The sequence below is a fragment of the Mycobacterium interjectum genome (assembly GCF_900078675.2).
Lineage (GTDB): Bacteria > Actinomycetota > Actinomycetes > Mycobacteriales > Mycobacteriaceae > Mycobacterium > Mycobacterium interjectum.
Genome location: NZ_LT546237.1, coordinates 517,017 through 531,262, shown reverse-complemented (window position 1 = coordinate 531,262; position 14,246 = coordinate 517,017). Strand labels below are relative to the sequence as shown.

Sequence of the window (14,246 nt, the reverse complement as noted above, 5' to 3'; positions counted from 1 at the left end):
CCCCCGCCACGTCGGCGCGCGCGTACAGCAACTCACGCACGCCGATCCCGGCGCGTGCGGCGGCCGACGCGATCGCGGCGTAACCCAGGTCCCACGACTCGAACTCCGGCTCGATCGGCCACGCGTGCGAGCGCTCGCCGCCGAGAAAGATCAACGCCGCCTGCGCCGTTCGGTCCGGCGCCGTCGGCACCCCGGCGTTCTCCAATTCGCGCAGGTACCGCCCGCCGAGGTTCCACGCGACGGCATCGGGCGGGTTGAGCAGGTGGCGCACCCGCCGGATCCAGCCCAGGAATTCCTGGCGGCGCTCGGCGGCGTCCGGGGCGGCGCGCAGGATGACGAGGTCGGCGCCGACGGTCTCCGGGTCGTCCCAGGGCAGCCAGCGGGCGTGCAGCCCGCGCCTGCGCAGCGCGGGAACCAGCCCCGCGTCGTCGGGGTGTCGGGGACCGCCCGCCAGCACGATCCGCGGATGGAAGACGTCCGGTCGGGCCAGCTTCATGCCCGGGCATGATATCCCCATGCACGCAATCGAAATCAGCGAAATCGGCGGCCCCGAGGTCCTGCGCTACGTCGACGTCCCCGAGCCCACGCCCGGTCCCGGCGAGCTGCTGATCAAGGCCGAGGCGATCGGCGTCAACTACATCGACACCTATTTCCGCTCCGGGCAGTATCCGCGGGAGCTGCCGTTCATCCTCGGCCAGGAGACGTGCGGAACCGTCGTCGCCGTGGGCGACGGGGTCGACGGGTTCGGCGCGGGCGATCGGGTGGGTACCGCGGCCGCGGCCGGCGGTTACGCCGAATTCGCCACCGCGCCAGCGTCTTTGACCGCCAAGGTGCCCGATCACGTCACATCCGACGTGGCGGCCTCGGTAATGTTGAAGGGCCTGACCGCGCACTACCTGCTCAAATCCGTGTATCCGGTGCAAAGCGGGGACGCCGTTCTGGTGCATGCCGGCGCCGGCGGCGTCGGGCTGATCCTCACGCAGTGGGCCAAGCTGCTCGGCGCCCGGGTCATCACGACGGTCTCCACGCCGGAAAAGGAACGGATGTCCAAAGAGGCCGGCGCCGACGAGGTGCTCCCCTACCCCGACGTCGCCGCCGAATTCGGCCGGAAAATTCGCGAGTTGACGGGCGGCGCCGGGGTGGCGGCGGTGTACGACGGCGTGGGCAAGACCACGTTCGACGCCAGCCTGGCCAGCCTGGCCGTGCGCGGCACCCTGGCGCTGTTCGGGGCGGCCAGCGGCCCGGTTCCGCCGTTCGACCCGCAGCGCCTCAACGCCGCCGGGTCGGTGTACCTGAGCCGGCCGTCGCTGGTGCACTTCATCCGCACCGGCGACGAGTTCCATTGGCGTGCGGGCGAACTGTTCGAGGCGATCGACAGCGGCGCCCTCACCATCGAGGTCGGCGGGCGCTACCCGCTGGCCGAAGCGGGCCGCGCACACCGGGATCTGCAGGGCCGCAAAACCACGGGCTCGATCGTGCTGCTGCCGTAGCCGAGCCGCTAGCGCAGCGTCGGCAGCGCGACGACGGAGTCGAGCGCCAGCGCGCAGAACACCACCGCCAGGTAGTTGTTCGACTGCAGGAACAGTCGCAACGGCTTGACCGGCTCGCCGGCGCGCACGCCGGCGTACAGCTGGTGGGCCATGGCCAGGAACCACGCACCGGCCAGCAAGGCGACCGCGGCGTACAGCCACCCGGTGGCCAGCGCCAGCGCCAGCGTGGCGAGCACGGTCAGCCAGGTGTAGATCAGGATCTGCTTGGTGACCTGGCGCTCGGTGGCCACGGCCGGCAGCATCGGGACGCCGGCCGCCTTGTAGTCGTCCTTGTAGCGCATGGCCAGCGCCCAGGTGTGCGGCGGCGTCCAGAAGAAGATGATCGCGAACATCACCAGCGCCGGCCAGCCGATGGTGCCGGTGACGGCCGACCAGCCGATCATCACCGGCATGCAGCCGGCCGCCCCGCCCCACACGACGTTTTGCGACGTGCGGCGCTTGAGCAACAGCGTGTAGACGAACACGTAGAACGCGATGGTCGCGACGGCAAGCAGCCCGGACAGCAGGTTCGTCGTCCACCAGAGCCAGAAGAACGAGCCCACGCTGAGCACCAGCCCCAGCACCAGGGCGTTGCGCGTCGGCACGGCGGCCCGCGCCAGCGGCCTGCGCGCCGTGCGCTTCATCACCTTGTCGATGTCGGCGTCGGCCACGCAGTTGAGCGTGTTGGCGCCGCCGGCGGCCAGCATGCCGCCGATCAGCGTGTTGAGGATCAGCAGCGGGTTCACGGTGCCGCGGTGGGCGAGCAGCATCGCGGGTATCGCCGTGACGAGCAGCAGCTCGATGACCCGGGGCTTGGTGAGCGCCAGGTATGCCAAGACCGTGCCCGGTACCCGGCTCGGTGCCTCTCGGCTCGGCGCGACGCGCCCGCGAACGCTCACGCAATAACTCCTCGGGGTCGCAGCAGCGCGCAGCATCTACTACGCACGATGGTAGACCGCGCGGGGGCGGTGGCTAGCCCTCAGGGTCCCTTCGGGTGAATTTTCCCCGCATTGCCGGACTGATTGCATCCCTTGAGCCGTCGGCGCGTAATTTTCACAGCGGCCGGCGTTGGGTACCCCAAACTCTGCGCTGCAAGAGCCGGCACTCCCGCATTAGGGTGAGCAATATCAGCTTGATGACCCAAGGACAGAGGCTGTGACCACACTCGAAGAGATCTCCACGCTGACCCATCCGCACCTGCCCGACGACTGGACCGAGATCGATTCGGCTGCGGTCGACACGATCCGGGTGCTCGCCGCCGACGCGGTCCAGAAAGTCGGGAACGGCCATCCCGGGACGGCGATGAGCCTGGCCCCGCTGGCCTACACGCTGTTTCAGCGCACCATGCGCCACGACCCCAGCGACACCCACTGGCTGGGACGCGACCGGTTCGTGCTGTCGGCCGGGCACAGCAGCCTGACCCTGTATCTGCAGCTGTACCTCGGCGGGTTCGGCCTGGAGCTCTCGGACATCGAGTCGCTGCGCACCTGGGGGTCCAAGACGCCCGGGCACCCGGAGTTCCGGCACACCAAGGGCGTTGAGATCACCACCGGCCCGCTCGGCCAGGGGCTGGCGTCGTCGGTCGGGATGGCGATGGCGTCGCGCTACGAGCGCGGGCTGTTCGATCCGGACGCCGAGTCGGGCACCAGCCCGTTCGACCACTTCATCTTCGTGATCGCCTCCGACGGGGACATCGAGGAGGGCGTGACGTCCGAGGCGTCGTCGCTGGCGGCCGTGCAGCAGCTGGGCAACCTCATCGTGTTCTACGACCACAACGAGATCTCGATCGAGGACGACACCAACATTGCGCTGTGCGAGGACACCGCCGCGCGCTACGAGGCCTACGGCTGGCACGTGCAGCGGGTGGAGGGCGGCGAGAACGTCGTCGGCATCGAGGAGGCCATCGCCAACGCCAAGGCCGTCACCGACCGGCCGTCGTTCATCGAGCTGCGCACCATCATCGGCTACCCGGCGCCCCACCTGATGAACACCGGCAAGGCGCACGGCGCGGCCCTCGGCGACGAGGAGGTCGCGGCCGTCAAGAAGATATTGGGATTCGATCCCGACAAGAACTTCGAGGTGCGCGACGAGGTCATCGCCCACACCCGCAAGCTGGTGGACCGGGGCAAGGAAGCCCACGAGAAGTGGCAGGCGGAGTTCGACGCGTGGGCGCAACGCGAGCCCGACCGCAAGGCGCTGCTGGACCGGTTGACCGCCGAGCAGCTGCCCGAGGGCTGGGACGCCGACGTCCCGACCTGGACGCCGGACGACAAGCCGCTGGCCACCCGCGCGGCCTCCGGCAAGGTGCTGAACGCGGTGGGCCCGAAGCTGCCCGAGTTGTGGGGCGGCTCGGCCGACCTGGCGGGCAGCAACAACACCACCATGGACAACGTCAAATCGTTTGGGCCGCCGTCCATTTCGACGAAGGACTACACCGCCGACTGGTACGGGCGCACGCTGCACTTCGGGGTGCGCGAGCACGCGATGGGCGCCATCCTGTCCGGCATCGTGCTGCACGGCCCCACCCGCGCCTACGGCGGCACCTTCCTGCAGTTCTCCGACTACATGCGCCCGGCGGTGCGGCTGGCGTCGCTGATGGACATCGACACCATCTACGTGTGGACCCACGACTCGATCGGGCTGGGCGAGGACGGCCCCACGCATCAGCCCATCGAGCACCTGGCGGCGCTGCGCGCCATCCCCAAGTTGTCGGTGGTGCGCCCGGCCGACGCCAACGAGACGGCCTACGCCTGGCGCACCGTCCTGGCCCGCGGCAACGGCAGCGGCCCGGTCGGCCTGATCCTGACCCGCCAGGGTGTGCCGGTGCTGGAGGGCACCAGCTTCGAGGGCGTCGGGCGGGGCGGTTACATCCTGGGCGACGACGGGGGCGACGAACCCGACGTGGTGCTCATCGGCACCGGGTCGGAGGTACAGCTCGCGGTCGAGGCGCGAAACCTGTTGGCGGACAGGGACATCGTTGCCCGCGTGGTGTCGATGCCGTGCGTGGAGTGGTTCGAGTCGCAGCCCGAGGAATACCGGGACAGCGTGCTTCCCCCGTCGGTGTCGGCGCGGGTGGCCGTGGAGGCCGGGATCGCACAGCCCTGGCACAAGCTGGTCGGCGACACGGGCCGGATCGTGTCGATCGAGCACTACGGCGAATCCGCCGACTACAAGACTTTGTTCCGTGAATTCGGCTTCACCGCCGAAGCCGTCGCGGCGGCCGCGGAGCAGGTGGTCGACAACTGAGATAGGGTGATTCACATGGCCAGTCAGAACCCCAACCTCGCGGCGTTGAGCGCCGCGGGCGTGTCCGTTTGGCTGGATGACCTGTCGCGCGAGCGGCTGCAGTCGGGCAACCTGCAGGAGCTGATCGACACCAGAAGCGTCGTCGGCGTGACGACCAACCCGTCGATCTTCCAGAAGGCGTTCGCCGACGGCGACTCCTACGACGGTCAGATCGCCGAGCTGGCCGAACGCGGCGCCGACGTCGACGCCACCGTGCGCACCGTCACCACCGACGACGTGCGCAGCGCGTGCGACGTGCTCAAGCGCGAGTGGGAGGCCTCCGACGGGGTCGACGGGCGGGTGTCCATCGAGGTGGACCCGCGGCTGGCCGCCGAGACCGACAAGACCGTCGCGCAGGCCGTCGAGCTGTGGAAGATCGTCGACCGGCCCAACCTGTTCATCAAGATCCCCGCCACCAAGGCCGGCATCCCGGCCATCACTTCCGTGCTGGCGGAGGGCATTTCGGTCAACGTCACGCTGATCTTCTCGGTGGAGCGGCACCGCGAGGTGATGGACGCCTACCTGGCCGGGCTTGAGAAGGCCCGCGAGGCCGGCCACGACCTGTCCAAGATCCATTCGGTGGCGTCGTTCTTCGTGTCCCGGGTGGACACCGAGGTGGACAAGCGGCTGGAAAAGATCGGCTCGCCCGACGCGCTCGCGCTGCGCGGCAGGGCCGGGGTGGCCAACGCCCGGCTGGCGTACGCCGCCTACCAGGAGGTGTTCGAGGGCGGTGATCGCTTCGGGGCGCTCAAGTCCGACGGCGCCCGCGTGCAGCGCCCGCTGTGGGCCTCCACCGGCGTCAAGAACCCCGACTACCCCGACACCCTCTACGTCACCGAGCTGGTCGCGCCGAACACGGTGAACACCATGCCGGAGAAGACGATTGACGCGGTCGCCGATCACGGCGAGATCAAGGGCGACACGGTCAGCGGCACCGCTTCGGCCGCCCAGGAGGTGTTCGACAAGCTGGCCGCGGTCGGGGTCGACCTGACCGACGTCTTCGTGGTGCTGGAGAACGAGGGCGTGGACAAGTTCGTGGAGTCCTGGACCGAATTGCTCGAGGAAACTCAGAAGCAGCTCGACTCCGCCGACAAATGAGCCCGGCGAGCTCCAAGGTGGGCGGCCGCACCGGATCGGAGCAGTGGCGAAACCCGCTGCGGGACAAGCAGGATAAGCGACTGCCCAGGATCGCCGGTCCGTGCGGCATGGTGATCTTCGGCGTCACCGGCGACCTGGCCCGCAAGAAGGTCATGCCGGCCATCTACGACCTGGCCAACCGCGGGCTGCTGCCGCCCACCTTCTCCCTGGTGGGCTTCGCCCGCCGGGACTGGCAGACCCAGGACTTCCGCAAGGTGGTCTACCAGGCCGTCAAGGAACATTGCCGCACGCCGTTTCGGGAGGAGAACTGGGAGCGGCTGGCCGAGGGGTTTCGTTTCGTGCCGGGGGCTTTCGACGACGACGCGGCGTTCGCGCGGCTCGCCGAAACGCTGGAAAAGCTCGACGCCGAGCGCGGCACCGGCGGCAATCACGCCTTCTACCTCGCGATCCCGCCCAAGTCGTTCCCGGTGGTGTGCGACCAGCTGCACAAGTCCGGGTTGGCCCGCCCGCAGGGCGACCGCTGGAGCCGGGTCGTCATCGAAAAACCCTTCGGCCATGACCTGGAGAGCGCGCAGGCCCTGAACAAGGCGGTCAACGCCGTCTTTCCGGAGGAGGCGGTGTTCCGCATCGACCACTACCTGGGCAAGGAGACGGTGCGCAACATCCTGGCGCTGCGGTTCGCCAACCAGTTGTTCGACCCGATCTGGAACGCCCACTACGTCGACCACGTGCAGATCACCATGGCCGAGGACATCGGGCTGGGCGGCCGGGCCGGCTACTACGACGGCATCGGCGCCGCCCGCGACGTGATCCAGAACCACCTCATGCAGCTGCTGGCGCTGACCGCGATGGAGGAGCCGGTCAGCTTCAATCCCTCGGCGCTGCAGACCGAGAAGATCAAGGTGCTCTCGGCGACGCAGCTGGCCGAACCGCTCGACGAGACCACCAGCCGCGGCCAATACACCGGGGGCTGGCAGGGCGGCGAGAAGGTCGTCGGGCTCCTCGACGAAGAGGGATTTTCAAAGGACTCCACCACCGAGACGTTCGCCGCCATCACCCTCGAGGTCGACACCCGCCGCTGGGCCGGCGTCCCGTTCTATCTGCGCACCGGTAAACGCCTGGGCCGCAGGGTGACCGAGATCGCCCTGATCTTCAAGCGCGCGCCGCACCTGCCGTTCGACGCGACGATGACCGACGAGCTGGGCGCCAACGCCATGGTGATCCGCGTGCAACCCGACGAAGGCACCACCCTGCGGTTCGGCTCCAAGGTGCCGGGCACCGCGATGGAGGTCCGCGACGTCAACATGGACTTCTCCTACGGATCGGCGTTCGCCGAGGAATCGCCGGAGGCCTACGAGCAGCTGATCCTCGACGTGCTGCTGGGCGAGCCGTCGCTGTTCCCGGTGAACGAGGAGGTCGAATTAGCTTGGGAGATACTCGATCCCGTGCTGGATAACTGGGCGTCGCACGGTAAGCCCGACCCGTACGAGGCCGGCACCTGGGGTCCGGAATCGGCCTTCGAGATGCTGCGCCGCACCGGCAGGGAATGGCGGCGGCCATGATTGTCGACCTGCCCGACACCACCACCACGGCGGTCAACAAGAAACTCGACGAGCTTCGCCAGAAAGTCGGCGCCGTCACCATGGGCCGGGTGCTGACGCTGATCATCGCGCCGGACAGCGAAGACGTGCTGGAGGAATCGCTCGCCGCGGCCAACGCCGCCAGCCACGAGCACCCCAGCCGGATCATCGTCACGATGCGGGGCGACCCGTACGCCGACGACGCCCGCCTGGACGCGCAACTGCACGCGGGCGGGGACACCGGCGCCAGCGAGGTGGTGATCCTGACGCTGTCCGGGCCGCTGTCGGGCCACGCCTCCAGCGTGGTCATCCCCTTCCTGCTCCCCGACATCCCGGTGGTGGCCTGGTGGCCCGACATCGCCCCGGCCGAGCCCGCGCGAGACCCGCTGGGCAAGTTGGCGATTCGCCGCATCACCGACGCCACCAACGGCATCGATCCGCTGTCGGCGATCAAGAGCCGGCTGCCCGGATACAGCCCGGGAGACACGGACCTGTGCTGGGCGCGCATCACCTACTGGCGGGCGCTGCTGACCTCCGCCGTCGACCAGCCGCCGCACGAACCCATCGAGTCGGCGCTGGTGTCCGGCCTGAAGACCGAGCCGGCCCTCGACATCCTGGCCGGCTGGCTGGCCAGCCGGATCGACGGTCCGGTACGCCGGGCCGTCGGCGACCTCAAGGTGGAGTTGGCGCGCAAGAGCGAGACCATCGTCTTGAGCCGCCCCCAGGAGGGCAGGACGGCCACGCTGAGCCGGACCGCCAAGCCGGATGCCTTGGTCCCGTTGGCGCGCAGGGAAACCGGCGAATGCCTGGCCGAGGACCTGCGGCGGCTGGACGCCGACGAAATCTATTTGACCGCGCTCGAAGGTATCAAGAAAGTGCAATACGTATGAGTCCCGTAGTCGAGGTTTTTTCCGATGGCGACGCCCTGGTCGAGGCCGCGGGCGCGCGCCTGGTCGATACCATCGGCTCCGCCGTGGCGGCCCGGGGGCGGGCGCTGATCGTGCTGACCGGCGGCGGCAACGGCATCGGGCTGCTGAAGCACCTCAGGCGTCAACGGGTCGAGTGGTCCAACGTGCATCTGTTCTGGGGCGACGAGCGCTACGTGCCCGAGGACGACGACGAGCGCAACGACAAGCAGGCCCGCGAAGCCCTGCTCGATCACATCGACATCCCGTCCAGCCACGTGCACGCGATGCCGGCCAGCGACGGGGATTTCGGCACGGACATCGCCGCGGCGGCGCTGGCCTACGAACAGTTGCTGGCCGCCAACGCCGAACCCGGGCAGCCGGCGCCGAATTTCGACGTCCACCTGCTGGGCATGGGCCCCGAGGGCCACATCAACTCGCTGTTCCCGGACACCCCGGCGGTGCATGAGACCACCCGCATGGTGGTGCCGGTCGAGAACTCCCCCAAGCCGCCGCCGCAGCGGATCACGTTGACACTGCCCGCCATCCAGCGGTCCCGCGAGGTGTGGCTGATGGTGTCCGGGGCGGGCAAGGCCGACGCGGCGGCGGCCGCCATCAACGGCGTCGCACCGTCGTCGGTGCCTGCGGCCGGCGCCGTCGGGCTCGAGACCACGCTGTGGCTGCTCGACCAAGAGGCCGCAGCCAAGCTTCCCCGCTGACCGGCGCGAGTCATAATGGCCGTCATGGCAGACAGAACCGTGCGCGGCGGGCCCGAGCGAAGCCGGATCAAGACCCTCACCCAGGCCGCCCTGAACGCCGACAAGACCGTCGAGCAGGTCGAGGACGTCCTCGACGGCCTGAGCAGGACCATGCAAGAGCTCAACAGCTCGCTGTCCAACCTCAACGCCACGGTCGAACGCATGGAGGCCGGCCTGGATCACCTGGACGGCACCCTGGGCAGCCTCGACGATCTGGCCAAGCGGCTGATCGTCCTGGTCGAGCCGGTGGAGGCCATCGTCGCGCGGATCGACGACATGGTGAAGGTGGGCGAGACGATGATGTCGCCGCTGTCGATGACGGAGCACGCGGTGCGCGGCATGCTGGACAGGCTGCGCAACCGCTAGCTAGCCCTACATCTTGGTCGATCGGGCCATCACGAAGCTGTACAGGCCGTACGTGATGATCCCGGCGCCGGCCGCGCTCAACAACGCCGCCCCGTAGGGCTGAGCCCCGAGGGTTTTCAGCGCCCCGTCCAGACCGGTGGCCTTCTTCGGTTCCGAGCGGCAGGCGGCGACGACGATCAGCGCCCCGGTGCCGGCGATCACCAAGCCCTTCGCGACGTAGCCGGCCGCGCCGAGGCGGCGCACCAGATCGCCCGACTTGCCCTTGAGGTCGCCGACGAAGTTGCGGCTGGCGCCCTTGTAGATGTGGTAGCCGCCCACGGCGACGATGATGACGCCGCAGGCGATCAGCGCGACGGTCCCGGCGGTGGTCTGCATCAGGCGGGCGCTGATGCTCGAATTCTGTTGAGCGGCCGCCCTCCCGGCGCCGCGGGCGTACCCCAACGCCGAGTAGGCGAAGGCGAGATACACCGCCGCCAATCCGAAGGCCTTCGCCCGGTCCCACGCCCCCGACGAGGAGCCCTCCGGCGTGCGGTCGCTCGATCGACCGAGGGCGGTCTCGACCAGCCGCCACAGCCCCATCGTCAGCAGGGCGGCCGCGGCGATCCACAGCACGACCGGGCCGCCGGGTTTGCCCGCCAGCGCCGCCAGCGCTCCGGTCTGATCGGCGGTGCCGCCGTCGCCGAACGCGATTCGCAATGCAAGGTAGCCGACGATCAGGTGCAGCAGCCCGTTCACCACGTAGCCGCCGCGGGCGAATCGTTCGAACACGCCGTTTTGGGCCAGTTGTGCCGGTTCCATGGCACGGGGATGCCCATCAGCCGCTGTTGCGTAACGCGCTCGCAAGCCCGTTCATCGTCAGCAGGATGCCGCGCTGCACCAATTCGTCGTCGTCGCCCGAGCGGTAGCGGCGCAGCAGCTCCACCTGCAGGTGGTTCAGCGGCTCCAGGTACGGGAAGCGGTTGAACACCGAACGGGCCAGCGCCGGGTTGTCGGCGAGCAGGTCGTCGTGACCGGTGATGAGCTTGTGCATGGCGATGGTGCGCCGGTGCTCGGCGACGATCTTGTCGAATACCCTGTGCCGCAACGATTCGTCGGCCACCAGCTCGGAATAGTGGGCCGCCAGGCCCAGGTCGCTCTTGGCGAGCACCTGCGCCATGTTCGACAGCACGCTGCGGAAGAACGGCCACCGCTCGTACAGCTCGTGCAGGACCTTGACCCGTTCGGTTTCGCTTTCGGGGCCTGCCGCGATCCACTCCTGGAACGCCGACCCGGTGCCGTACCAGCCCGGCAGCATCACGCGCGACTGGGTCCAGGCCAGCACCCAGGGGATGGCGCGCAGGTCGGAGATGGATTCGGTGGGCTTGCGCGACGTCGGCCGGCTGCCGATGTTCAGCGACCCGATCTCGCTGACCGGAGTGGAGGCCTTGAAGTAGTCGACGAAACCCGGTGTCTCATGGACCAATTCGGCGTAGGCCCGGTGGGCCAGGGCCGCGACCTCGTCGAGCACCGCGTAGGCGGGTTCCGCGGCATCGCCCAGGCCCTCGACGTCCAGCAGCGTCGACTCCAGCGTGGCCGCCACCAGGCTCTCCAGGTTGCGCCGGGCCGTCTGCGGCTCGGCGTACTTCGCGGCGATCACCTCGCCCTGCTCGGTGAGGCGCAGCGCGCCGTTCACCGCGCCCGGGGGTTGGGCGAGGATCGCCTGGTAGCTGGGGCCGCCGCCGCGGCCGACCGTCCCGCCGCGACCGTGGAAGAGCCGCAACCGAACACCGGTTTTGCGCGCCACCTCGACGAGGGTGAGCTCGGCCCGGTAGACGGCCCAGTTGGCGGCCAGGTAGCCGCCGTCCTTGTTGGAGTCCGAGTAGCCCAGCATCACTTCCTGCGCGTTGCCGCGCGCGGCGACGAGCGCCCGGTAAATGGGCAGGTCGAGCATCGCCTGCAGTATCGACGCACCGTTGTGCAGATCGTCGATCGTCTCGAACAGCGGCGAAATGCCGACGGGGCAATAGGTTTCCGGCCCGGAGGCGTCCAGCAGGCCGGCCTCTTTGAGCAGGATCGCCGCCTCCAGGACGTCCGAGACGGACTGGCACATCGAGATGACATAGTTGGGCACCGCCGCCGGGCCGTAGAGCTCCACCGCGCGGGCGGCCGCCGCGACGACGCCCAGCTCGCCGCGGGCCAGGTCCGAGAGCTGGGCGGCGCGGTCACCGACCAGCGGACGGCGGGTGGCCAGCTCCCCGGCCAGCAGCTCGACGCGTTCGTCTTCTCCCAGCGTGCCGTAGTCCGGATGCACGCCGGCCCAGGCCAGCAGTTCGCCGACCACCTGCTGGTGCACGTCGGAGTTCTGCCGCATGTCCAGGCCGGACAGGTGAAACCCGAAGACGTGCACGCTCTCTCGCAACCGGGCCAGCCGATCGTCGGCCAACAGGCCGGCGCCGTGGCTACGCAGCGAGGCGTCGATCGCGTCCAGGTCGGCCCGCAGTTCGCCCGGGGCGGAATACGCCTTGAGTCCCAGGTCGAGTTCGTGCTGCGGCCGACGGTCCAGGATCTCGGCGGCCGTCGCGGTGAGCCGGGCCCGGATCACCCGCAGCGCCCGCCGGTAGGGCTCGTCGGCCCGGGCCTTCTCGTCGCAGCCCTCGGCCAGCGCGGCCAACTCGGCGGTGACGGTGATCAGGCGCGCCGACATCGACAGCTCCTGCTCGAGGCCGGTGAGCTCGGCCAGGTAGTGCGCCAGTGCGGTGAACGCGGCGCTGCCGGTCGCCCGCCGCACGACGTCGGCGGTCACGTTTGGGTTGCCGTCGCGGTCACCGCCGATCCAGGAGCCCGGCTGCAGGATCGGCGCCGCGAGCAGGCCCGTGTCGGGCCAGCGGGCCCGCAACGCGCCGCGTACCTCCGCGTTGACCTGCGGGATCACCGTGAACAGCGCGGCCGGGTAGTAGCGCAGGCCCACCTCGATCTCGTCGGTGATCTGCAGCCGCGACAGCCGGATCAGCGCGGTCTGCCACAGCGTGAGGACCTGGCGGCGCAACTCGAGCTCGATGTTGCGGCCGTGATCGGTCTCGGTGTGCCCGGCGGCGTGCAGCCGCATCAGCTCGGTGATCCGGTGCTGGGTGACGAACACGGTGCGCCGGCGGGTCTCGGTGGGATGGGCGGTGATCACCGGCGACACCAGGGCGCCCGCCAGCGCGGCGGCCACCGCGCCCGAATCCAGCTCGGCCAGGTCGAGTTTCGCGTACGTCGCGGCCAGGCTGCTGTCCTGCGGGGGCTCGCCGGCGGCGACGTGGATCTTGCGCCGGCGTTCCCGGTGGATGTCCTCGGCGACGTTGGCCAGCAGCGCGAAGTGGCTGAACGCCCGGATGATCGGGATGGCCAGGTGGATGTCGATGCCGTCGAACATGCGGGACATCTCGGCCCGGTCGATCTCGGAGCGCCGCACCCGGAAGGATGCCACCCGCGCGCGCTCCACGAGTTCGAACACCTCGTCACCGTTCTGCTCTCGCACGGTGTCGCCGAGGATGGTGCCGAGCAGCCTGATGTCGGCGCGCATCGGCTCGGTCGCCTCCCGCCCGACCCGGGTGCGCTGCACGGCGCCGATCGGTTCCAGCGCGGTGTCGGACGCGTCAGCCATGCGTCCCAGTATCGGTGCGGAACGCGTCGTCCGCCCGCCGAGACGTCAGCGGTACTTGATCAGCAGGGCCATGCCGACGATGCACACCAGCCAGATGCCCACGATGAATACGGTCAGCCGGTCGAGGTTCTTCTCCACCACCGTGGACCCGGACAGGCTCGACTGCACACCGCCGCCGAACAGCGTCGACAGGCCGCCGCCCTTGGCACGATGCAGCAGCACCAGCAGCACCACCAGGATGCTGGTGACCACGAGGGTGATCTGCAGGCCCAATTGCATGCGGTCAGCCTACCGGGGGCGTCCCGGGGTCACGGTAGCGGCCCGCCGGCGGCGATCGCCGCCAGCGTCGCGAACTGCTCGCCGTCCAGCGACGCGCCGCCGACCAGGGCGCCGTCGATGTCGTTCTCGGCGACGATGTCGCCGATGTTCTTGGCGTTCACCGAGCCACCGTAGAGCAACCGCACGGACTCGGCGACCTGCGGAGACGCCAGCGACCCCAACTGCCTGCGGACCGCCGCGCACACCTCCTGAGCATCGGACGCGCTGGCCACCCGTCCGGTTCCGATCGCCCAGACCGGCTCGTAGGCGACGACGACCTTGGCGATCTGCTCGGCCGACAGGCCCGCCAGCGAGCCACGCAGCTGTTCCTCGCAGTGCGGCACGTGCTTGCCCGCCTCCCGCACGTCGAGGTGTTCTCCGATGCACACGATGGGGGTGAGCTCGTGCTTGAGCGCCGCGGCGGCCTTGGCGGCCACCAGCGCTTCGTCCTCGTTGTGGTAGGTGCGCCGCTCGGAGTGCCCGACCACGACGAAGCTGCAGCCGAGCTTGGCCAGGAAGGCGCCGCTGATGTCACCGGTGTAGGCGCCGGAGTCGTGCGGGGACAGGTCCTGGGCCCCGTACGTCAGCCGCAGCTTGTCGCCGTCGACCAGGGTCTGGACGCTGCGCAGGTCGGTGAACGGCGGGATCACCGTCACGTCGACCCTGTCGTAGTACTTGTCCGGCAGCGCGAACGCCACCTTTTGCACCAGCGCGATCGCCTCGAAGTGGTTGAGGTTCATCTTCCAGTTGCCGGCGATCAGTGGCGTGCGGCTCACGAGTCT

General features: G+C 69.4%; 13 protein-coding genes. 7 read left to right on the top strand and 6 right to left on the bottom strand.

Annotated features, from left to right (window positions below; all coding sequences use genetic code 11):
- Positions 1-496 (bottom strand): ATP-grasp domain-containing protein (locus BN4348_RS37140; RefSeq protein ID WP_066910631.1); only part of this gene is annotated, 496 nt, incomplete at its 3' end.
- A gap of 19 nt (positions 497-515) precedes the next feature.
- On the opposite strand from BN4348_RS37140, the gene BN4348_RS37135 reads away from it, so the two are divergent.
- Positions 516-1,490: a quinone oxidoreductase family protein gene (locus BN4348_RS37135; RefSeq protein WP_066910628.1), complete on the top strand. Its 975-nt coding sequence runs from the start codon at positions 516-518 to the stop codon at positions 1,488-1,490.
- An 8-nt stretch (positions 1,491-1,498) separates the two neighbouring features.
- Here BN4348_RS37135 and BN4348_RS37130 read toward each other — a convergent pair whose 3' ends face one another.
- Complete coding sequence (locus BN4348_RS37130) at positions 1,499-2,428, bottom strand: heme o synthase (RefSeq protein WP_066910625.1); 930 nt, start codon at positions 2,426-2,428, stop codon at positions 1,499-1,501.
- 256 nt (positions 2,429-2,684) lie between these two features.
- Here BN4348_RS37130 and tkt point away from each other — a divergent pair, with 256 nt between their 5' ends.
- The 6 genes from tkt to BN4348_RS37100 are packed head-to-tail and all read left to right on the top strand — an operon-like array spanning position 2,685 to position 9,521.
- Positions 2,685-4,775 carry a transketolase gene (tkt, locus tag BN4348_RS37125; RefSeq protein WP_066910622.1) on the top strand — a complete coding sequence of 697 codons (2,091 nt, stop codon included), beginning with the start codon at positions 2,685-2,687 and terminating at the stop codon, positions 4,773-4,775.
- Between the two features lie 15 nt (positions 4,776-4,790).
- A complete protein-coding gene (gene tal / locus BN4348_RS37120) occupies positions 4,791-5,912 on the top strand; it encodes a transaldolase (protein ID WP_066910619.1) in 1,122 nt (373 codons plus the stop codon).
- Entirely contained in the window at positions 5,909-7,474 is a 1,566-nt protein-coding gene (zwf, locus tag BN4348_RS37115; RefSeq protein WP_066910617.1) for a glucose-6-phosphate dehydrogenase, read from the top strand. Before tal ends, zwf begins: the two co-directional genes overlap by 4 nt.
- Entirely contained in the window at positions 7,471-8,382 is a 912-nt protein-coding gene (gene opcA / locus BN4348_RS37110) for a glucose-6-phosphate dehydrogenase assembly protein OpcA (RefSeq protein WP_066910634.1), read from the top strand. The genes zwf and opcA overlap by 4 nt, the downstream gene beginning before the upstream one ends.
- Entirely contained in the window at positions 8,379-9,116 is a 738-nt protein-coding gene (gene pgl / locus BN4348_RS37105; RefSeq protein WP_066910613.1) for a 6-phosphogluconolactonase, read from the top strand. The genes opcA and pgl overlap by 4 nt, the downstream gene beginning before the upstream one ends.
- A 15-nt stretch (positions 9,117-9,131) precedes the next feature.
- The gene (locus BN4348_RS37100; protein WP_066910610.1) at positions 9,132-9,521 is read left to right on the top strand and encodes an ATPase; all 390 of its coding nucleotides are present in this window, start codon (positions 9,132-9,134) and stop codon (positions 9,519-9,521) included.
- Positions 9,522-9,527: 6 nt separating this feature from the next.
- On the opposite strand, the gene BN4348_RS37095 is transcribed toward BN4348_RS37100, so the two are convergent.
- The 4 genes from BN4348_RS37095 to tpiA are packed head-to-tail and all read right to left on the bottom strand — an operon-like array spanning position 9,528 to position 14,240.
- On the bottom strand, positions 9,528-10,319 hold the full coding sequence (locus tag BN4348_RS37095; RefSeq protein ID WP_066910607.1) for a DUF1206 domain-containing protein: 792 nt from the start codon (positions 10,317-10,319) through the stop codon (positions 9,528-9,530).
- 16 nt (positions 10,320-10,335) lie between these two features.
- Positions 10,336-13,146, bottom strand: a complete 2,811-nt coding sequence (gene ppc / locus BN4348_RS37090) for a phosphoenolpyruvate carboxylase (protein WP_066910604.1) — start codon at positions 13,144-13,146, stop codon at positions 10,336-10,338.
- Between the two features lie 45 nt (positions 13,147-13,191).
- Complete coding sequence (gene secG, locus BN4348_RS37085) at positions 13,192-13,425, bottom strand: preprotein translocase subunit SecG (RefSeq protein ID WP_066910601.1); 234 nt, start codon at positions 13,423-13,425, stop codon at positions 13,192-13,194.
- Positions 13,426-13,454: 29 nt separating this feature from the next.
- On the bottom strand, positions 13,455-14,240 hold the full coding sequence (gene tpiA, locus BN4348_RS37080) for a triose-phosphate isomerase (RefSeq protein WP_066910598.1): 786 nt from the start codon (positions 14,238-14,240) through the stop codon (positions 13,455-13,457).
- Positions 14,241-14,246: the final 6 nt, after the last annotated feature.